Genomic DNA, 20,413 nt, shown 5'->3' on the forward strand with positions numbered 1-20,413 from the left:
TATGACAATGATTACGGATTCACTGGCCGTCGTATTACAACGTCGTGACTGGGAAAACCCTGGCGTTACCCAACTTAATCGCCTTGCGGCACATCCCCCTTTCGCCAGCTGGCGTAATAGCGAAGAGGCTCGCACCGATCGCCCTTCCCAAGAGTCGCGCAGCCTGAATGGTGAATGGCGCTTTGCCTGGTTCCCGGCACCAGAAGCGGTACCAGAAAGCTGGCTGGAGCGCGATCTTCCTGACGCCGATACTGTCATCGTCCCCTCAAACTGGCAGATGCACGGTTACGATGCGCCTATCTACACCAACGTGACCTATCCCATTGCGGTCAATCCGCCGTATGTTCCCACGGAGAATCCGACGGGTTGTTACTCGCTCACATTTAATATTGATGAAAGCTGGCTACAGGAAGGCCAGACGCGAATTATTTTTGATGGTGTTAACTCGGCGTTTCATTTGTGGTGCAACGGGCGCTGGGTCGGTTACGGACAGGACAGTCGTTTGCCGTCTGAATTTGACCTGAGCGCATTTTTACACGCCGGAGAAAACCGCCTCGCGGTGATGGTGCTGCGCTGGAGTAACGGCAATTATCTGGAAGATCAGGATATGTGGCGGATGAGCGGCATTTTCCGTGACGTCTCGTTGCTGCACAAACCGACCACACAAATCAGCGATTTCCATGTTGTTACTCACTTTAATGATGATTTCAGCCGCGCTGTACTGGAGGCAAAAGTTCAGATGTACGGCGTGCTGCGCGATGAGCTGAGGGTGACGGTTTCTTTGTGGCAGGGTGAAACACAGGTCGCCAGCGGCACCGCGCCTTTCGGCGGTGAAATTATCGATGAGCGTGGCGGTTATGCCAATCGCGTCACGCTACGTCTGAACGTCGAAAACCCGGCGCTGTGGAGCGCCGAAATCCCGAATCTCTACCGTGCGGTGATTGAACTGCACACCGCCGACGGCATGCTGATTGAAGCAGAAGCCTGCGATGTCGGTTTCCGCGAGGTGCGGATTGAAAATGGCCTGCTGCTGCTGAACGGCAAGCCGTTGTTGATTCGCGGTGTTAACCGTCACGAGCATCATCCTCTGCATGGTCAGGTCATGGATGAGCAGACGATGGTGCAGGATATCCTGCTGATGAAGCAGAACAACTTTAACGCCGTGCGCTGTTCGCATTATCCGAATCATCCGCTGTGGTACACGTTGTGCGACCGCTACGGCCTGTACGTGGTGGATGAAGCCAATATTGAAACCCACGGCATGGTGCCAATGAATCGTCTGACCGATGATCCGCTCTGGCTACCCGCGATGAGCGAACGCGTAACGCGAATGGTGCAGCGCGATCGTAATCACCCGAGTGTGATCATCTGGTCGCTGGGGAATGAATCAGGCCACGGTGCTAATCACGATGCGCTCTATCGCTGGATTAAATCTGTCGATCCTTCCCGCCCGGTACAGTATGAAGGCGGCGGAGCCGACACCTCCGCAACCGATATTATTTGCCCGATGTACGCGCGTGTGGATGAAGACCAGCCCTTCCCGGCTGTGCCGAAATGGTCCATCAAAAAATGGCTTTCGCTGCCTGGAGAACTGCGTCCGCTGATCCTTTGCGAATATGCCCACGCAATGGGTAACAGTCTTGGTGGCTTCGCTAAATACTGGCAGGCGTTTCGTCAATACCCCCGTTTACAGGGCGGCTTCGTCTGGGACTGGGTCGATCAATCGCTGATTAAATATGATGAAAACGGCAACCCGTGGTCGGCTTACGGCGGTGATTTTGGCGATACGCCGAACGATCGCCAGTTCTGCATGAACGGTCTGGTCTTTGCAGACCGCACGCCGCATCCAGCGCTGACAGAAGCAAAACACCAGCAGCAGTTTTTCCAGTTCCGTTTATCCGGGCAAACCATCGAAGTGACCAGCGAATACCTGTTCCGTCATAGCGATAACGAGCTCCTGCGCTGGATGGTGGCGCTGGATGGCAAGCTGCTGACAAGCGGTGAAGTGCCTCTGGATGTCGCTCCACAAGGAAAACAGTTGATTGAACTGCCTGAACTACCGCAGCCGGAGAGCACCGGGCAACTCTGGCTAACGGTTCACGTAGTGCAACCGAACGCGACCACATGGTCAGCAGCCGGGCACATCAGCGCCTGGCAGCAATGGCGTCTGGCGGAAAACCTCAGCGTGACACAACCCTCCGCGCCCCACGCCATCCCGCAACTGACCACCAGCGAAACGGATTTTTGCATCGAACTTGGTAATAAGCGTTGGCAATTTAACCGGTTGTCAGGTCTTCTTTCACAAATGTGGATCGGCGATGAAAAACAACTGCTGACGCCGCTGCGCGATCAATTCACCCGTGCACCGCTGGATAATGACATTGGCGTAAGTGAAACGACCCGCATTGACCCTAACGCCTGGGTCGAACGCTGGAAGGCGGCGGGCCATTACCAGGCCGAAGCAGCGTTGTTGCAGTGCACGGCAGATACACTTGCCGACGCGGTGCTGATTACGACCGCCCACGCGTGGCAGCATCAGGGGAAAACCTTATTTATCAGCCGGAAAACTTACCGGATTGATGGTAGTGGTCAAATGGCGATTACCGTTGATGCTGAAGTGGCAAGCGATACGCCGCATCCGGCGCGGATTGGCCTGACCTGCCAGCTGGCGCAGGTCGCAGAGCGAGTAAACTGGCTCGGATTAGGACCGCAAGAAAATTATCCCGACCGTCTTACTGCGGCCTGTTTTGACCGCTGGGACTTGCCATTGTCAGACATGTATACTCCGTACGTTTTCCCGAGCGAAAACGGTCTGCGCTGCGGGACGCGCGAATTGAGTTATGGCCCACACCAGTGGCGCGGCGACTTCCAGTTCAACATCAGCCACTACAGCCAACAACAACTGATGGAAACCAGTCATCGCCATCTGCTGCACGCGGAAGAAGGCACATGGCTGAATATCGACGGTTTCCATATGGGAATTGGTGGCGACGACTCCTGGAGCCCGTCAGTGTCGGTGGAATTCCAGCTGAGCGCCGGTCGCTACCATTACCAGTTGGTCTGGTGTCAAAAATAATAATAACCAGGCAGACCATGTCTGCCCGTATTTTGCGTAAGGAAATCCATTATGTACTATTTAAAAAACACAAACTTTTGGATGTTCGGTTTATTCTTTTTCTTTTACTTTTTTATCATGGGAGCCTACTTCCCGTTTTTCCCGATTTGGCTACATGACATCAACCATATCAGCAAAAGTGATACGGGTATTATTTTTGCCGCTATTTCTCTGTTCTCGATATTATTCCAACCGCTGTTTGGTCTGATTTCTGACAAACTCGGACTGCGAAAATACCTGCTGTGGATTATTACCGGCATGTTAGTGATGTTTGCGCCGTTCTTTATTTTTATCTTCGGGCCACTGTTACAATACAACATTTTAGTAGGAGCGATTGTTGGTGGTATTTATCTTGGCTTTTGTTTTAACGCCGGTGCGCCAGCAGTAGAGGCATTTATCGAGAAAGTCAGCCGTCGTAGTAATTTCGAATTTGGTCGCGCGCGGATGTTTGGCTGTGTTGGCTGGGCGATGTGTGCCTCGATTGTCGGCATCATGTTTACCATCAATAATCAGTTTGTTTTCTGGCTGGGTTCTGGCTGTGCATTCATCCTCGCCGTTTTGCTCTTTTTCGCCAAAACAGATGCGCCCTCTTCCGCCACGGTTGCCAATGCGGTAGGTGCCAACCATTCGGCATTTAGCCTTAAGCTGGCGCTGGAACTGTTCAGACAGCCAAAACTGTGGTTTTTGTCACTGTATGTTATTGGCGTCTCCTGCACCTACGATGTTTTTGACCAACAGTTTGCTAATTTCTTTACTTCTTTTTTTGCCAACGGTGAACAGGGTACGCGGGTATTTGGCTACGTAACGACAATGGGCGAATTACTTAACGCCTCGATTATGTTCTTTGCGCCGCTGATCATTAATCGCATCGGTGGGAAAAACGCCCTGCTGCTGGCAGGCACTATTATGTCAGTACGTATTATTGGCTCATCGTTCGCTACCTCAGCACTGGAAGTGGTTATTCTGAAAACGCTGCATATGTTTGAAGTACCGTTCCTGCTGGTGGGCTGCTTTAAATATATTACCAGCCAGTTTGAAGTGCGTTTTTCAGCGACGATTTATCTGGTCTGTTTCTGCTTCTTTAAGCAACTGGCGATGATTTTTATGTCTATTCTGGCGGGCAATATGTATGAAAGCATCGGTTTCCAGGGCGCTTACCTGGTGCTGGGTCTGGTGGCGCTGGGCTTCACCTTAATTTCCGTGTTCACGCTTAGCGGCCCCGGCCCACTTTCCCTGCTGCGTCGCCAGGTGAATGAAGTCGCTTAAGAAATTAATGTCGGATACGGCGCGAGCGCCTTATCCGACCAACTTATCAGGACGGAATGTTAAAAATGAACATGTCGATGACAGAAAAAATAAAAGCAGGCAAGCTATTTACCGATATGTGCGAAGGCTTACCTGAAAAAAGACTTCGTGGGAAAACATTAATGTATGAGTTCAATCACTCGCTTCCATCAGAAGTTGAAAAAAGGGTAATGACTCCAACTTATTGATAGTGTTTTATGTTCAGATAATGCCCGATGACTTTGTCATGCAGCTCCACCGATTTTGAGAGCGACAGCGACTTCCGTCCCAGCCGTGCCAGGTGCTGCCTCAGATTCAGGTTATGCCGCTCAATTCGCTGCGTATATCGCTTGCTGATTACGTGCAGCTTTCCCTTCAGGCGGGATTCATACAGCGGCCAGCCATCCGTCATCCATATCACCACGTCAAAGGGTGACAGCAGGCTCATAAGGGATCGTCTCAGAAAACGGAAAATAAAGCACGTTAAGCCGGTGGCAGTGGTCGCAACGGTCTGAACTTGCCTGCGCCGACCTTGGTGCTGCTGCGCCAGAGGTAATCGCCGGTCAGATTGATGTGTTCCCACCCCAGCGGTGACAGGTATTGAAACAGCGTCTCGTCTACCGGTTTGCCGTGCCCGTTCAAAGCATTGGTTGCCCGTTCCAGATAGGCCGTGTTCCAAAGCACGATGGCCGCCGTTACCAGATTGAGGCCGCTGGCCCGGTAGCGTTGTTGCTCAAAACTGCGGTCGCGGATTTCGCCCAGTCGGTTGAAGAACACCGCCCTGGCCAGCGCGTTGCGCGCCTCGCCTTTGTTGAGTCCGGCCTGCACGCGGCGGCGCAGCTCCACGCTTTGCAGCCAATCCAGTATGAACAACGTGCGCTCAATGCGCCCCAGCTCGCGCAGTGCAACGGCCAGTCCGTTCTGACGCGGATAGCTGCCGAGCTTGCGCAACATCAGCGAGGCCGTCACCGTACCCTGCTTGATCGAAGTGGCGAACCGCAAGATTTCATCCCAATGGGCGCGTATCTGCTTGATGTTCAGCCGGTCGCTGCTAATCATCGGCTTGAGCGCGTCATAGGCGGCATCGCCCTTTGGGATGAATAGCTTGGTGTCGCCCAGGTCTCGGATACGTGGCGCGAATCGGAAGCCCAGTAGGTGCATCAGGCCGAAGACATGATCGGTAAGGCGATCAATGACAAGGTGCGGATGTATGGCCGCATCGGCCAAGCCTTGCTGGAAGCCAAACAGAGCGGCGGCGATCCGTTCGCCGCCATCGAGGCCGTAATGCCGTGGGATACCTTCGCCGCCAGCGTCACGGAGGCGCAAAAGCTCGCGCAGCCGGAGAGCTTCGACTTTCTGCATCGCATCGGTGAAAGCTACGCCACGTTGCGCCGCTACGCGCCGCAGTTCCTAGACGTACTTAAGTTACGGGCGGCACCAGCCGCCAAGGGCGTACTCGATGCCATCGAGGTGCTTCGCGGCATGAACAGCGACAACGCCCGCAAGGTGCCCGCCGACGCGCCGACCGCATTCATCAAGCCACGCTGGGCGAAACTGGTGCTCACGGACGATGGCATTGACCGGCGCTACTACGAGCTGTGCGCCCTGTCAGAGCTAAAGAACGCGCTGCGATCAGGCGATGTCTGGGTGCAGGGTTCGCGCCAGTTCAAGGACTTTGATGAGTACCTGGTGCCGGCCGAGAAGTTCGCTACTCTGAAGCTGGCCAACGAATTGTCGCTGGCAGTGGCCACCGATTGCGATCAGTATTTGCACGACCGACTGGCATTGCTGGAACAGCAGCTTGCCACCGTCAACCGCATGGCGGCGGCCAATGATCTGCCGGATGCCATCATTACCGAGTCCGGCCTGAAGATCACGCCGCTGGACGCGGCGGTGCCGGAGACCGCACAAGCCCTAATCGACCAGTCGGCGATGCTGCTGCCACACGTCAAGATTACCGAACTGCTGATGGAAGTTGATGAGTGGACAGGCTTCACCCGGCATTTCACGCATCTGAAGACCGGCGACACGGCCAAGGACAAAACCTTGCTGCTGACGACGATCCTGGCTGATGGCATCAATCTCGGGCTAACCAAGATGGCCGAGTCCTGCCCAGGCACGACTTACGCCAAGCTGTCGTGGCTGCAAGCCTGGCACATCCGGGATGAAACGTACTCAACGGCGCTGGCCGAACTGGTCAACGCGCAGTTCCGGCAATCCTTTGCCGGAAACTGGGGCGATGGCACCACGTCATCGTCGGATGGCCAAAATTTCAGAACCGGCAGCAAAGCGGAGAGCACCGGGCATATCAACCCGAAGTATGGAAGCAGTCCAGGCCGGACGTTTTATACCCATATCTCCGACCAGTACGCGCCCTTCAGCACCAAGGTAGTCAACGTCGGCGTGCGTGATTCAACCTATGTGCTCGATGGCCTGCTGTACCACGAGTCGGACTTGCGGATCGAGGAGCACTACACCGACACAGCGGGCTTTGCCGGAAGCCTGAAACTGCTGCTGATGCTTGTTCTTGGCGGCGTTGAATAGTTTGCCAATGATGCGGTCGTGCAGGTCGATGATTTCGTCGGTGACGGTGGCCATACCTTCAATGGCCAGCGAAACCAGAGTGGCATAGCGTCGTTGCATCTCGAACTTTGCCAGATCGGCAGGCGTCATCTGCCCACCCTCACGGGCGATCTTGAGCAGGCGGTTCTGGTGAACTTGTCGCTCGATGCCTGCGGGAAGGTCAAGCGCCTGCCAAGCCTTGAGGCGCTCGATGTGTTCAAGCATATGCCGAGAGTTCGGCTTGACGGGCGACTGGCGCAGCCATGCCAGCCACGTCAATTTGCTGCCGTCCTTGCGCTTGAGAAGTTCGTCCAGGCGCTGACGGTGGAGCGATAACAAAGAATCGGTCAACGCCGCGTAAATACGCCGGTTGGCACGGGTGATGGCCTCGGCGCTCGCGCGCTCGATGGCATTCATGGCGGGCAGGATGATGCTCTGCCGCCGCAGGTTTTCGACAAGGGTGCTGGCCAGCACAATCCCTTTATCGGTCTGCAAGGCCAGCTCGGTCAATGTATGCACGGCTGCCGGTAGTGACTCATGGTGAAGGGCTTGAACCCGAACACCGTTTGCAGCTCGACCAAGTGCTCCCGCCGCGTCTGCTCGCGCTGGCCGTAATCGTTCCAACTTTCCACCGGCACCTTGAGTTGTGCGGCCACCATGCGCAACAGGGGCGGAAACGGAGGCTCATCGATGCCCAAGAAGATGCCAGGGAATCGCAAGTAGCAAAGCTGCACGGCGAAGCCCAATCGATTCGCAGCGCCGCGACGCTGGCGGATCACCGATAGGTCGGTTTCGTTGAACGTGTAGTGCCGTATCAGTTCGTCTTTGGCATCTGGTAGTGCCAGCAGGCTTTCGCGCTCGGTGGCGGACAGGATTGAGCGGCGCGGCATGATCAGTCTTCCCGCAGGTACTGGTACAAGGTTTCGCGACTGATGCCGAAGTCACGGGCCACCAAGGTTTTTTGATCGCCTGCCGCGACTCGCTGTTTCAACTTGGCAATTTGTTCGCTGTTCAGCGATTTCTTTCGTCCCCGGTAGGCACCGCGCTGCTTGGCCAGCACGATTCCCTCGCGCTGGCGTTCGCGGATCAGTGCGCGCTCGAACTCCGCAAAAGCCCCCATGACCGACAGCATCAAATTGGCCATCGGTGAGTCATCGCCGGTGAACGCCAGCCCTTCTTTGACAAACTCCATCCGCACGCCCCGTTGTGTCAGCCCCTGAACGATGCGGCGCAGGTCATCGAGATTGCGTGCCAACCTGTCCATGCTGTGCACCACCACGGTGTCGCCCTCGCGCACAAAGGCCAGCAGCCTTTCAAGTTCGGGACGTTGCGTGTCCTTGCCGGAAGCCTTATCGGTGAATACCTTACCGACTTCGATTTGCTCCAGTTGCCGATCAGGGTTCTGGTCGAAGCTGCTGACGCGGATATAGCCAATGCGTTGACCTTGCAAGGTGCCTCCAAAGGTAAAAGTGTCAGGATGAAATCCATTACCCTTGGCGGCTTGTGTCAATAAATACAAACTACAACTCTATTCTGACGTGCTTTGCGCCAAGCATCTGACATCAGGTTAGGGTATAGCTTAACCGGACACCTCGGCCTCTGTGCCTTTACTGCTTTTCGGTACAACCGTCAAGAACAGGCAGAGCGCTCCGATAGTTATCGCCACATCAGCGAGGTTGAAGGCGGGCCAGTGCGCAAGTCGCCAATGGAAGTCAAGGAAATCAACAACCTGTCCACGCAGCACACGATCCGCGACATTGCCCAGCGCACCGCCGAGGATCAGGCTGTATCCCATCGCTTCGAGACGGGGCAATTGCTGGCACAGCATGCGTCCCAGCCAAGCAGAAACGACCAGGCCCAGCGTGATGAAAAAGTAACGTTGCCAGCCGCCAGCGTTCGCCAGAAAGCTGAATGCCGCGCCGGGATTCAGGACATGGACGAAGTTGAAGAAGGGCGTGACTTCGACCTGTTCACCGTAGGCAAACGTGCGGGTGATGGCGAACTTTGCGAGCTGATCGGTCATGACAGCACTGGCGGCCACTGCGAACCAGACCCAAGTCGATGTGCGGCGAGCCGATTGCCACACAGGGACGGCCAGCGGCATCAGCCACCCGGCGAGCGCCGTGCAACTCAATCCAAGTACCCACCCCGCCAGCACATCGGCAGGAAAGTGCATTCCGGCTGCGATGCGTGACCAACCGACCAATGCGGCGTACAACACCAAGCCGATGCGGCCACGACGGCCTATCAAAGGCCAGAGCGCGCCGACCACCAGCGCGGCATAGGTGGCATGCCCGCTGGGCAGGCTGTAGTGTCGTTCGATGCCCCCGATAACGCGCACCATGTCGCCAAAAACGGCAGGCGGGCGTGGAAAGTCGATCCATAGCTTCAAGATGGTGGCGACGAGAAATGCCAACGCAAAGGCCACGCTAAAGACTCTGAGTCTGTACCGGATGGCATCGGCCCGCGTTGGGTCAGGTGCCGACTTTGACCATCCCCACATCGCCAAGAGCATCAGTGGTGCAGTCCAGTAGTTGCCTATCACAAGGTTGAAGAACGATGCCAGCGGTTCCAGCGCTGCAGGTGTGCTCATGTTGATGGCTTGGAACAACGCGATGTTCAGACCACCCCAGTCGTAGAGAAAGAATTTCCAGCTCATTTGCGCAACAGCCTCAAGCCATTGCCAACGACGAGCAAGCTGGCCCCCATATCAGCAAACACCGCCATCCACATGGTCGCTTGACCCGTGAAGGTCAGCACCAGAAATACTGCCTTGATGCCAAGGGCCAGCACAATGTTTTGCATCAGCACCTGCGCCGTCGCACGCGACAGGCGCACGAAGGTCGGAATCTTGCGCAGGTTGTCGTCCATCAGGGCCACGTCGGCGGTCTCGATTGCGGTATCTGTGCCAGCCGCTCCCATTGCAAAGCCGATGTCCGCACGCGCCAAGGCCGGGGCATCGTTGATGCCATCACCGACCATGCCAACCTTGCCGCTTCGGGCCAGTTGCTCCACTTCGCGCAATTTGTCATCTGGGAGTAGGTTGCCTTGCGCACGGTCGATTCCGGCTTGTGCGGCAATGGCCTGTGCCGTATGGGGGTTGTCGCCGGTCAGCATCATGGTGTTGATGCCCAGTGCGTGCAGCTCGGCGATGGCGGTCCTGCTGCTGTCCTTGATGGTGTCCGCTACGGCGAATAAGGCATGTACCGCCTTTGCGCCTACCAACATCACGACGGTCTTGCCAGCGGTTTCCAGCGCAGCGATGCGCTGCTCCAGCTCTGGTGTGCACTGCCCCAGCTCTTCGAGCATCCGGTGGTTGCCCAGATGGTAGGTCGCACCGTTGATTTGGCCTTGCACACCCCGACCGGGCAGCGCGTTGAATTCGGCCACGTCGAGCAAGGCAACCCCGTCCGTCTGCGCGGCCTGTGCCACCGCCTTGGATACAGGATGGTCCGAGCGGGCCGCCAGACTGGCAGCGATGCTGCGGCTGTCCGAGGCGAGTGCATTGCCCCATGTGACAAAGTCGGTCTGTGCGGGCTTGCCGTGCGTGATCGTGCCGGTCTTGTCCAGAGCCAGCCAGCGCAGCTTGCGGCCTTCTTCCAGATAGACGCCACCTTTGATGAGAATGCCGTGGCGGGCGGCGGCGGCCAGGCCGCTGACGATGCTGACCGGTGTAGAGATCACCAGTGCGCACGGGCAGGCGACCACCAGCAGAACCAATGCACGGTAGATCCAGTCGAGCCATGCCGCACCCATGAACAGCGGCGGCAACAACGCGACGGCGATGGCAACGCCGAATACAACGGGGGTGTACCAGCGGGCGAACTGATCGACAAAACGCTGAGTCGGCGCACGACTACCTTGCGCAGCCTCTACCGCGTGAATGATCCGGGCCAAAGTGGAGTTGTTGGCCAAGGCGGTGACGCGGTACTCGAACGAGCCGGATTCGTTGATCGTGCCAGCGAACACCGAATCACCGGGGGATTTTTCGACCGGGAGGCTTTCACCCGTGATCGGGGCTTGGTTGACGGCAGAGCGGCCTTCCAGCACCTCACCATCAAGGGCGATGCGCTCACCTGGTTTGACCCGGACGCGGGCGCCGATGGTGATTTGCTTGGCGCCCACCTCGCGCCATGTGCCGTCAGCCTGCTGTACCGTGGCCTGTTCCGGGGTCAGGTCGAGCAGGCCACGGATAGCGTTACGAGCGCGATCCAGCGATTTGGCTTCGATTACCTCGGCCAGCGCGAACAGTACCATCACCATTGCCGCTTCGGGCCAGTGGCCGATCAACATGGCACCCGTGACCGCAATCGACATGAGGGCGTTCATGTTGAGATTACGGTTCTTGAGCGCAATCCACCCCTTCTTGTAGGTGGAGAGGCCACCCGTGAAGACCGCGACAAGCGCCAGAACGACAACCGACCAGTGATTGCCGTTGTGGAGCCAGTAGACCGCCTCGGCCGCCGATGCAGTGACCAAGGAGATGCCCAGCGGCCACCAGTTGGTCGGCGTGGTCACAGGGGCGGCGGATGGAGATGCGACCTCTGCCGTGTCCACGACCTGCGCCTCGAATCCAAGCGCTTGCAGTGCCACGAGCACGTCTGGCAGAACCTGGTTCGCATGGCGTACCGACAGCGTGCGCTGCATCAGGTTGAAATCGAGATCAGCAACACCGGCCACGGTGCCGAGCTTGTTGCGGATCAACGTCTCTTCGGTCGGGCAATCCATCTTGGCAATGGACAGCTTGGTCGTCTGCTCGGCCGACGCCTGATCCATGCGCACAGCTTGCATGCCGATGGCCTTCAGCGCCTGCTCGACGGGAGACAACGAAGGCAATTCGTGTCGCACGGCCAAGGTACGTTGCATCAGGTTGAATTCAAGACCCGCCACCCCCGCCAGACCGGCCAGTTTGCTTCGGATCAGCGCCTCTTCGGTCGGGCAATCCATGTTCTCGATGCGGTACACCGCTTGAGCCGATCCGGTTGCCAGCGGGGCCGGTGCCGTGGGTTGGATGATCGGCTCAGTCGTGCAGCCACACCCCTTTGAAGCGCATTCGCTCATGAGTAACTCCTGAAAATCTTCTATTCAGCCTCCATTAAAATCTCTATAGTCACTATAGAGTCAAGTGATAATTGGAGATTGATGCATGGAAATCAGAATTGGCGACCTCGCCAAGCGCTCTGGGTGCGAGGTCGTGACCATCCGCTACTACGAGAAGGAAGGGCTACTGCCGAAGCCAGCGCGAAGCGGTGGCAACTTCCGGCTGTACGGTGAGGCGCACATTGAGCGCTTGCAATTCATCCGTCATTGCCGTTCGCTCGACATGACGTTGAGTGAGATTCGCGCATTGCTGGGTCTGCGAGACAACCCGATGCAGGACTGTGGGGAGGTCAACACGCTGCTGGAGGCCCATATTCAACAGGTGGAAATGCGTGTGTCCGCGCTGTTGCAGTTAAAACGGCACTTGGTTGATTTGCGCGAGAAGTGTTCTGGCTCTCGATCTGTAGAGGCGTGCGGCATTTTGCAAGGGTTGGGCAATTGCAATTGCCATGGTGAAAGTGCCACGAACAGTCAAACATCTGGGTAAGTAAGGGCTTAGCGTGCTTTATTTTCCGTTTTCTGAGGCGACCCCTATCTTGCCTTACCATCCTCGTTTTCAAAGGCGACAAACTCTTTAAAACAACCTTCATGCCGCATATGCAAACGTTCACAGAGTTTTTGAGAGGCCAGATTGTAAACTTCTACCCAGGCATACAAACGCCTGGCATCTTTTACTTTAAATAAATAATCAAATAGTGCAGCAACTGACTCGCTCGCATATCCCTGACGTTCATAACGTTGATTAAAATGCCAGCCCACTGACCATGTATTGCTGTCTGGCTCGTCGCTATTGTCCGCAAAAAAATGTCCGATTAACGTATCAGTTTCTTTTAGACAAACGGCAAACTGCGCTGGGTCCGTGGCTCGTTTAGCCACGTCGCTCTCCGCCTCGGCTAGCGAATGTAACTTTTCATCATTAAAGCAAGGAGCACGTGGTGAAGAGAGGTAATCGAAAAGTGCTGCCGCATCCTCTGCCTTAAAAGGGCGAATGATTAACCTTTGAGTGACAATGATGTTCATAATGTCCTTGATAATGTTATGCCAGCCAGTTCAGCAAGAAACCTGCTTTAAACTGGCCGGGACACAGGGCAGAGATTAGCCGTTCCGGCTATTCCCAGGTCTGCCTTTTCGCATGCCAGTAAATCGGGTGATCGCCACGAAAAATACCGGAACAAAGAAAATGGCCAGTAGCGTTCCGCTAATCATCCCGCCGAATACACCGGTGCCAATCGCATGCTGCGTGCTGTCGCTGGCTCCACTGGCGAGCATCAGCGGAACAACACCTAATGTGAAAGCCAGAGAAGTCATGAGTATTGGCCGCAAGCGCTGCTTTGCTGCCATCAATGTCGCATCAATAAGGCTCTTTCCTTCATTCATCAATTGTCTCGCGAACTCGATAATCAAAATCGCATTCTTGGCGGAAAGTCCAATCAGGGTTATCAGGCCCACTTTGAAAAAGACGTCATTCGTCATATTCGTAACGGATACGGCGAGCACAGCGCCAAGCAGCCCCAGAGGAACAACGAGTATGACCGCGAAGGGAACGGACCAGCTTTCGTAAAGCGCAGCCAGCACCATGAATACCACCAGTACCGAGAGCACAATAAGACCCGGAAGCTGTGATGCGGACTCCCTTTCCTGTAACGAACTTCCCGCCCACTCACCGGCGAACCCCGGTGGTAAGTGCTTAGCCAGCTTGTCCATTGCCGCCATTGCGGTACCCGACGATTTTCCCTGTGCGGCACTCCCGGTAATGCGTATGGCAGGATACCGGTAAAATCTTTATCAATACTCTGCACCACGCCCTTGACCTCAACCTTTCGGCCACCAATCTTGTCATCCGCTGCAACTTCGTTTTCATCGTAGAATGCGGTTAAAGCTTTAGCCGTAGTTCTTTAAACACTACCATCAGAGTCATCACTACCGGCGTTAGCCTTAACGGATTGCTTCGGACCATTTAAGGCTGCGGTAAACTAAGAAATGACGCTCTTATTTCTGTATAACTGACGAACTCAGTGCAGGAATGAGGTTCGGTTTTGTCTTTAGCGACAACTTTACCTTTTTCATGAATCATCATGCCTGCATCCGTACCGAGGATAATGGTGTCATGAATAATTGAATATGCAGGGGTTCCTTTCTCCATGCCCTGTGTGGCTTGCGCTAATACTCCTTTGGTTGATTGTTCACTCGGTTCTTTGGCGTTGATTTCACCTTTTATCGCCAGCTCACAGGTTGTAATGAATCGCGTTCGGATATAGGCTGCGGCGGAGTTATTATAGTGCTGCAGATTCCAGGTGCTACGGGATGCTTGTTGGCCAGCAATCACAGAAAAAGAGAAAACGATGAAGGACAGCGCTAACGTTTTTTTCATTTCCATTCTAGAGAAAAATAAAAATAAAAATAAAAACAAAAACAGGCGGCTTAAGAGGCGAGTTAACTCACGGTGGCTTTGGCGTTTATTGGATGCGGGTTTAAAGGTTCATTACTCGGTCAGACTTTGCCGTCGCACCAGAGAGTAGAATATGCTCCCTTGTATTCAGGTCGATACCGATAATTGACGGTGAAAATTCTCCCGTTGTGTCGTACTGAAGACCATAGTATCGGTTCGGTGTATCAGTTTCACTATCAACTCGTGATTTTACGTTGATAAACACTACGTGGATAGAAGGCAGATCCTTTTCACTTGCTGCTATTCTGATAGCTTCTATATGGGCGATATTCCGTTTAAACGTATCCTGTAACTTAAGCCGCCGTTTATCCGGAAATTTAGCCCATATTGAGTCGTTAATATCACCTTTAAGCGTCCCAGCGTAGTTTCTTTTTTCTAATAAATAAATGCCGTGGGCATAAATAGCACATGAAAAACATGAGTGGTTTGCCTGCTTTTATGGGTAATGTCAGGTCACGTAGCAGAATGACACTATCTCCCTTCAGTAACGTACTAGGTATTTGACTTTTTTGCAACCGTCTAATTGTTGGATATCAAGGTCAGAATACAAAGAATATTAGCTGTCGGCAGGAAAATGACAGTGACGCCAGCGATGTTGGCTATTTCGAAATCCATTTATCATCCCAGATGGTGGATGCTTGTGGATTACAATCTACTGCCCAGTTTTTCTGCATCTTATTTTAGCACATCTGTAGCTGAAATTACAGACTTGTTATACGCCTTTCAGGTTATACGCCTTTCAGAGCGCCCGGTAATTGCAGATCTCTCTACCTTCAGCGGCTATGTTACCAAGGCTTCTGAATTTCTCATCCTGATGTGCTTCGTAGCGCCTGATTTACAAGTTTCTCATGTTCTCCTCCTGTATCCGAATAGTCTACACAAAGGATTTAATCCACTATACCAGACAGGGGAAGATTTTAGACAACACCCATACGTGTTTTGCCAGAATGCACAAAATAGTTTTAAGGTGTTTAAGCGCAGCGCCGATGCTTGATAGGCAGTGATAGGGATTGAGAATGTGGAATGGACGAATAATGGCATGAAAAAAAGTTACTTTTTACGTACCCTGTATATCCGTGAAAGTTTGATTAATACTTGTAACACTTTTACTCAAAAAGTTGAACACGGTCGATTTTTCCATGTTTAACTTTTTATAAAAAAGTTGAACATAAGAATCCACTCCATGTTTAACTTTTTATAAAAAAGATGAACATAAGATTTCACTCCATGTTTAACTTTTTATAAAAAAGTTGAACATCAGAGTTCACTCCATGTTTAACTTATTCATGAAAAGTTAAACATAAGGCAGCATTACCATGTGCGACTTTTATCGAAGAAGTTGCACATAAGCAGTAGACTGAGTACAGGATTTTGTTAAGTGAAGACCACTTCTGGTAAAAAAGTGTTACATGCATTAGCATTGTTCATAATTAGCTGATCTGACTAATTGACTAAAAGTGTTACAGGACAGGGGGTTCAGAAAAGTTAATTTAAACCTGATCTTCTGAGGCTTCAGATTATGTTTTTTCTCTTAAGGGGGGCAGATTTTTACTGCCTTGCATTTACAAGGCCTAAAGGAGGGGATGTACAAGATGCTTGCTGATACACAAGACGCCTTATCCCACTCCCCTCCCGGGTTTTACAGTGTGAAATGCCTATAATTCGGGATTTCATCACCTGACAGAATCCCTGCATTGCTAGGTTTAGTTGATTAAAAATGTCCATATCTCAGTACTGATATTGTTTCAACTTATTGGTGAATGTGAGTTTTTTCTTAAAGGGTAGCGTATTACCGCCAAAAATATGTGTTATTATCTGGCGTTAATTCTAAGTTTATTTTTAAGTGAGTTCACATGTCTGAAGTGCTCAAATCATTAAACAATATCCGTACTCTTCGCGCTCAGGGCCGTGAGCTTCCTTTAGAAATTCTCGAAAAAATCCTTGAAAAGTTAGAAGTAGTTGTCTCTGAACGTCGTGAGGAAGAATCATCCAAAGCAGCTTCCCTGCAAGCTCGTCAGGAAAAATTTGAAGCCCTGCGTAAATTAATGGAAGAAGATGGTATTAACCCTGAAGAGCTAATGGGCGCATTCTCTTCAAAATCTTCCTCACCGAAGAAATTCCGTGAGCCTCGCCCTACCAAATATACATTTACTGATGAAAATGGTGAGACCAAAACATGGACGGGTCAGGGACGCACTCCTAAAGATCTAACTGAGCAACTTTCAGCAGGTAAAACTCTGGATGATTTCTGATCTAAGTCAGATTTAATGAAAGTGTACGCAATATTCAACCCATTAAAAGTGGCCGTAATCTGGCCTTTTTTGATACTGTCTTTTTATGAGTTTAATATTTCCTATTTATGATAAAGGTTATTGGTTGTTTGAAGGCCTCAAGATTTTCGGTTATTTTTTTAGCATTCATTTAACTATTAAATTTCCCTCACAATGTTATGCTTAAATGAAATTACTATATTATGACGGATGGCCGTTATTTGCATTGGATTCGATGCATAACAATACATGCAATAAAAACCTTTTAAAATTAAGCTTTAATCCATCCTGTTTTTTGGAACAGGAGGTTGCATTTCTCTGTGCTATATAGGTTAGGCAGATATTATGGGGCGCGCCATCTGTTTGTTGATTCGACTTAATGGTATGTGAACTAAGTGGTGACTTATACTACAAATATGTTGCGGATATACAGCCCAGTGAAGTTATAGTTCGGCCATGTTTAAATACAAAATTCGCTTTGCGCTATAGCAGATAAGAATCTGGTCTATAACACATCATGTTTACCATTAAGACGGGATGCTGACGCCCAGCTTATGTATTTTCGAACGGTATGACTTTAGGCTCATCCATCGATGGTAATACCAGGAATGCGAATCTCGTTAATAAAATCCGGATCTATTTCCTCCCACAATTGGCCAACATGGACCGCTACTGGATTTTCCATGGCGCTTACCTTTATCCTTAATTAGCTTAATTTTCTCAAGTGACCCACCCGTTCGGATTGAAAGGATTTCATCCTTAACACCTTAATCTTTGAGCTCACATATGATAGGACGGTATTTGAGTGGTACAGGTTTTGCCTTTATCACAGTGATTCCTTATCAGTCATCCATTGCTAACGGTCGAGGTCCGCATGAAGACGAGACTTCCGGCGCTGTAAATCAGCTCTCTGCGCTCAGGAAAAGACATAGCCGCTATGTAGGGGAAAGCGCCATTGTTCACATATTGTAAACGGGTATGGGCGGTGCTATCATGTTCACATAATGTAAACGGATGGAACGACCGCAAGATGCACGTAATTTCAAAAGAGCCTTTTGAGGAAGCGGCAAAGCAATATCCCAACGATTCGTTAGCCGTTCGGGCGCTGTACCGCTTAGTCCGCGAGACGGACTTTTCTTCTCCAGCTGAGATGCGAACGCTGATACCGAGCCTGGACAATTTTAAGTATCGTAATAAGTGGTGGGTGTTGGATGTAGGGGGCAACAACTTGAGGGTTATCGCCTATATCAATTTCGTGAATAAACGCTTCTATGTGAAGCACATCGCCACCCACGCTGATTACGACAAGTTGACCCGCTATTACAGGGAGAACAAAGAATGATTACCGACACTGCAAAAGCCATTGAAGCAACCAAACAACTCGTAGCTGCTGTTCCCTTCCTGGGGGGCAGTTCGTCCGAGAGCGATTACCGCGAAGCGATAGAGTTGGTGGACTATCTGATCGAAAACGACGACGAGAACCCGCTTATTGACTTCCTGGCGAGTAAAATTGCTGACTATGAGGATAACAGCCCTCGTTTCGCTGAATTCAACAAGGCTATCGCTGAAATGCCAGTCGGCGTTGCCCTTCTGCGCACCCTGATTGACCAGTACAGGCTGTCTTATTCTGACCTTAAGGAGGAGATCGGCTCTAAATCGCTGGTTAGCCAGATTCTCTCTGGTCAGCGGTCACTGACAATCATGCACATTAAGGCGCTGTCTGCTCGTTTTGGTATCAAACCAGAGTGGTTCCTTTGACTGTCACGTAGTCCATAAACATTTTCTCTGCTGCTCTGGTGATTTTCCTGCAATCGCCAGAGCGTCAATAAACGGCTGCTTTTCCAACGCGAACTGATCAGCCAACTGCTCCAGTCCCTTGTTTTTCTCTTCCTCTTTCTGTAACGCTGCCTCTTTCTTGGCGGCATGAATCGCCACGGATAATCTAGACACTTCCTAGCCGTTGATAATACTGGTTTTCATATTCTGTCGGTGACATCTGATCGCTGGAACCATGCCGACGCTTACTGTTATAAAACATTTCGATGTAATCAAAAATATCACTGCGGGCTTCTTCCCGCGTTCCGTAGCTCTTTTTCTTTATCCGTTCGCGTTTCAACAACTGGAAAAAGCTTTCTGCAACCGCATTATCATGGCAGTTACCGTGACGGCTCATGCTGCCCTCCAGGCCGTGTGATTTCAGGAACGACTGCCACTCATGGCTTGTGTACTGACTGCCCTGATCCGAATGAACCAGCACCTGTTTTTGGGGATTACGGCGCCATACAGCCATCAGCAGTGCGTTCAGGACAATGTCCTTTGTCATCCGGGATTGCATGGACCAGCCGATAATTTTGCGTGAGAACAGATCAACAACCACGGCAAGATACAGCCAGCCTTCGTGGGTCCTGATGTAGGTTATGTCCGTTACCCAACGCTTATCCGGAGCATCCGGATTGAACTGTCGCTGGAGCCTGTTGGGCGACACGATACTGGCCTCGCCTTTACGTGCCCGCGGGCTCCGGTATCCGACCTGAGCCTTTATCCCGACACGTTTCATCAGTCGCCAGACTCTGTTCACTCCGCACTGTTGCCCGCTGTCACGCAGATCCAGATGGATTTTGCGATAACCATAGACGCATCCCGATTCCAGCCAGAACTGTTTAATCTGTCCTGTCAGTCTCAGGTCTGCCTGATGGCGTTGTGAATGCGGCTGCTGAAGCCAGGCGTAAAAACCACTGGGATGAACATCCAGCACCCGACAGAGCAGGCGAACAGGCCAGCAACAGGAGTTGTCACGGATAAAGGCGTACCTCAGTCGGACAGCTTTGCGAAGTACGCCGCGGCTTTTTTTAATATGTCCCGTTCGTCGGTAACCCGCTTCAGCTCTTTCTGGAGACGGCGGATCTCGGCCTGAGCATCTGACTGTTCTTTATTAATGGAAGGATCCGGACCGTACTTCTTTATTCAGGCATAAAGGCTGTGGGTGGTGATATCGAGACGTGTTGCAACGCTGGCAACAGAATAACCGCGATCAACAACCTGTTTGACTGCTTCAGTTTTAAACTCTTCGGGATAACGCTTACCGCTCATGGGCACCTCTCTTTAAGCCATCTTAAATGACTCTGAGGTGTCTGTTAAACCCGTGGCGATTCATTACCATACATAATTCTTTGCTCAAGAGGACTCTTCACTGAACGAAAAGCACGAAAATGTACCCATAAAAAAACCTCCGCAACAGCATGATTTAATAGGATTTAATATCAAAATTTCAAGCTGAAATTCCCATGATTCCCCTAGTAACAAACACCTGACCATAGTGAATTTATGACAATTAGTTAACTCTAGGTGTAAGTATCCCTGCAATCCGCGCCATTCACTTTTAGAGGTCTTCCGATGCCCCCTAGGGAGATCGCTATGCGTAAGATCTGATTCACCGAGCACCAGATCATCGCCGTTCTGAAGTCCGTCGAAGATGGCAGGACCATTAAAGATGTGTGTCGTTAAGCCGCTATTTCCGAAGCCAGCTATTAAAACTAGCAGGCGAGATATGGCGGGATGGAAGCTGCTGATATCAAAAAAACAAAGATCTTGAGGACGAGAATCGTCGTCTTACCCCCATTAATCAGTAACAAA

Annotated in this window: 13 protein-coding genes and 8 pseudogenes; 10 read left to right on the forward strand and 11 right to left on the reverse strand. The window is 52.0% G+C overall.

The annotated features are described in order from the left end of the window. Position 1 precedes the first annotated feature (1 nt). From lacZ to C3406_RS22450, 3 genes and pseudogenes are all read left to right on the forward strand, one after another. On the forward strand, positions 2–3,076 hold the full coding sequence (gene lacZ, locus C3406_RS22440) for a beta-galactosidase (RefSeq protein ID WP_088221855.1): 3,075 nt from the start codon (positions 2–4) through the stop codon (positions 3,074–3,076). A gap of 51 nt (positions 3,077–3,127) precedes the next feature. Continuing rightward, on the forward strand, positions 3,128–4,381 hold the full coding sequence (gene lacY / locus C3406_RS22445) for a lactose permease (protein ID WP_088221856.1): 1,254 nt from the start codon (positions 3,128–3,130) through the stop codon (positions 4,379–4,381). 65 nt (positions 4,382–4,446) lie between these two features. Then, a pseudogene (locus tag C3406_RS22450) lies at positions 4,447–4,587 on the forward strand (maltose acetyltransferase domain-containing protein); the annotation flags it as partial. 14 nt (positions 4,588–4,601) lie between these two features. Here the strand turns inward: C3406_RS22450 and C3406_RS22455 are convergent. Both C3406_RS22455 and C3406_RS22460 read right to left on the reverse strand, forming a co-directional pair. Next, a pseudogene (locus C3406_RS22455) lies at positions 4,602–4,850 on the reverse strand (IS1 family transposase); the annotation flags it as partial. Positions 4,851–4,882: 32 nt separating this feature from the next. Continuing rightward, positions 4,883–5,581, reverse strand: a pseudogene (locus tag C3406_RS22460) (Tn3 family transposase); the annotation flags it as partial. Here C3406_RS22460 and C3406_RS22465 point away from each other — a divergent pair. Then, positions 5,579–6,925, forward strand: a pseudogene (locus C3406_RS22465) (Tn3 family transposase); the annotation flags it as partial. The pseudogenes C3406_RS22460 and C3406_RS22465 overlap by 3 nt on opposite strands. On the opposite strand, the pseudogene C3406_RS22470 reads toward C3406_RS22465, so the two are convergent. The 4 genes and pseudogenes from C3406_RS22470 to C3406_RS22485 form a co-directional block, all read right to left on the reverse strand. Beyond that, a pseudogene (locus C3406_RS22470) lies at positions 6,812–7,851 on the reverse strand (DUF4158 domain-containing protein). The pseudogenes C3406_RS22465 and C3406_RS22470 sit on opposite strands and share 114 nt — an antisense overlap. 2 nt (positions 7,852–7,853) lie before the next feature. After that, a complete protein-coding gene (locus C3406_RS22475) occupies positions 7,854–8,411 on the reverse strand; it encodes a recombinase family protein (protein ID WP_004213590.1) in 558 nt (185 codons plus the stop codon). Between the two features lie 129 nt (positions 8,412–8,540). Beyond that, complete coding sequence (gene lspA / locus C3406_RS22480; RefSeq protein ID WP_075149163.1) at positions 8,541–9,620, reverse strand: signal peptidase II; 1,080 nt, start codon at positions 9,618–9,620, stop codon at positions 8,541–8,543. Next, positions 9,617–12,022, reverse strand: a complete 2,406-nt coding sequence (locus tag C3406_RS22485; protein ID WP_034375348.1) for a heavy metal translocating P-type ATPase — start codon at positions 12,020–12,022, stop codon at positions 9,617–9,619. The genes lspA and C3406_RS22485 overlap by 4 nt, the downstream gene beginning before the upstream one ends. Positions 12,023–12,107: 85 nt before the next feature. Between C3406_RS22485 and cadR the strand changes: the two genes are divergently transcribed. Beyond that, a complete protein-coding gene (gene cadR / locus C3406_RS22490; RefSeq protein ID WP_003804130.1) occupies positions 12,108–12,548 on the forward strand; it encodes a Cd(II)/Pb(II)-responsive transcriptional regulator in 441 nt (146 codons plus the stop codon). Positions 12,549–12,592: 44 nt separating this feature from the next. Here the strand turns inward: cadR and C3406_RS22495 are convergent, their stop codons facing one another. The 3 genes and pseudogenes from C3406_RS22495 to C3406_RS22505 form a co-directional block, all read right to left on the reverse strand. Further along, complete coding sequence (locus C3406_RS22495) at positions 12,593–13,081, reverse strand: GNAT family N-acetyltransferase (RefSeq protein WP_103793613.1); 489 nt, start codon at positions 13,079–13,081, stop codon at positions 12,593–12,595. 75 nt (positions 13,082–13,156) lie between these two features. Further along, positions 13,157–13,843, reverse strand: a pseudogene (locus tag C3406_RS22500) (efflux RND transporter permease subunit); the annotation flags it as partial. A 175-nt stretch (positions 13,844–14,018) separates the two neighbouring features. Then, positions 14,019–14,432 (reverse strand): hypothetical protein, encoded by a 414-nt coding sequence (locus C3406_RS22505; protein ID WP_103181181.1) that lies wholly within the window; start codon positions 14,430–14,432, stop codon positions 14,019–14,021. 658 nt (positions 14,433–15,090) lie between these two features. Here C3406_RS22505 and C3406_RS22510 point away from each other — a divergent pair. From C3406_RS22510 to C3406_RS22525, 4 genes are all read left to right on the forward strand, one after another. Then, positions 15,091–15,504, forward strand: a complete 414-nt coding sequence (locus tag C3406_RS22510; protein ID WP_130588776.1) for a hypothetical protein — start codon at positions 15,091–15,093, stop codon at positions 15,502–15,504. 859 nt (positions 15,505–16,363) lie between these two features. Next, the gene (locus tag C3406_RS22515; RefSeq protein ID WP_103825222.1) at positions 16,364–16,762 is read left to right on the forward strand and encodes an H-NS family histone-like protein; all 399 of its coding nucleotides are present in this window, start codon (positions 16,364–16,366) and stop codon (positions 16,760–16,762) included. Positions 16,763–17,810: 1,048 nt separating this feature from the next. Next, positions 17,811–18,122, forward strand: coding sequence for a type II toxin-antitoxin system HigB family toxin (locus C3406_RS22520; RefSeq protein WP_045898923.1), 312 nt, complete (start codon positions 17,811–17,813; stop codon positions 18,120–18,122). After that, on the forward strand, positions 18,119–18,538 hold the full coding sequence (locus tag C3406_RS22525; protein ID WP_103825223.1) for a helix-turn-helix domain-containing protein: 420 nt from the start codon (positions 18,119–18,121) through the stop codon (positions 18,536–18,538). The genes C3406_RS22520 and C3406_RS22525 overlap by 4 nt, the downstream gene beginning before the upstream one ends. A 3-nt stretch (positions 18,539–18,541) precedes the next feature. Here C3406_RS22525 and C3406_RS22530 read toward each other — a convergent pair whose 3' ends face one another. Together C3406_RS22530 and C3406_RS22535 are read right to left on the reverse strand one after the other, a co-directional pair. Further along, positions 18,542–18,715 carry a hypothetical protein gene (locus C3406_RS22530; protein ID WP_223610755.1) on the reverse strand — a complete coding sequence of 58 codons (174 nt, stop codon included), beginning with the start codon at positions 18,713–18,715 and terminating at the stop codon, positions 18,542–18,544. Between the two features lie 7 nt (positions 18,716–18,722). Then, positions 18,723–19,870: pseudogene (locus tag C3406_RS22535) on the reverse strand (IS3 family transposase). Positions 19,871–20,224: 354 nt separating this feature from the next. Between C3406_RS22535 and C3406_RS26610 the strand changes: the two are divergent. Continuing rightward, positions 20,225–20,391: pseudogene (locus tag C3406_RS26610) on the forward strand (transposase); the annotation flags it as partial. Positions 20,392–20,413 lie beyond the last annotated feature (22 nt).

Origin of the sequence: Leclercia sp. LSNIH8, assembly GCF_002920195.1 — a bacterium.
In the GTDB taxonomy this organism is placed as follows: domain Bacteria; phylum Pseudomonadota; class Gammaproteobacteria; order Enterobacterales; family Enterobacteriaceae; genus Enterobacter.

Coding starts and splice junctions, on each gene's coding strand:
- lacZ (WP_088221855.1), top strand. CDS start 2: ATGACAATGATTACGGATTCACTGGCCGTCGTATTACAACGTCGTGAC.
- lacY (WP_088221856.1), top strand. CDS start 3,128: ATGTACTATTTAAAAAACACAAACTTTTGGATGTTCGGTTTATTCTTT.
- lspA (WP_075149163.1), bottom strand. CDS start 9,620: ATGAGCTGGAAATTCTTTCTCTACGACTGGGGTGGTCTGAACATCGCG.
- C3406_RS22485 (WP_034375348.1), bottom strand. CDS start 12,022: ATGAGCGAATGCGCTTCAAAGGGGTGTGGCTGCACGACTGAGCCGATC.
- cadR (WP_003804130.1), top strand. CDS start 12,108: ATGGAAATCAGAATTGGCGACCTCGCCAAGCGCTCTGGGTGCGAGGTC.
- C3406_RS22495 (WP_103793613.1), bottom strand. CDS start 13,081: ATGAACATCATTGTCACTCAAAGGTTAATCATTCGCCCTTTTAAGGCA.
- C3406_RS22505 (WP_103181181.1), bottom strand. CDS start 14,432: ATGAAAAAAACGTTAGCGCTGTCCTTCATCGTTTTCTCTTTTTCTGTG.
- C3406_RS22515 (WP_103825222.1), top strand. CDS start 16,364: ATGTCTGAAGTGCTCAAATCATTAAACAATATCCGTACTCTTCGCGCT.
- C3406_RS22520 (WP_045898923.1), top strand. CDS start 17,811: ATGCACGTAATTTCAAAAGAGCCTTTTGAGGAAGCGGCAAAGCAATAT.
- C3406_RS22525 (WP_103825223.1), top strand. CDS start 18,119: ATGATTACCGACACTGCAAAAGCCATTGAAGCAACCAAACAACTCGTA.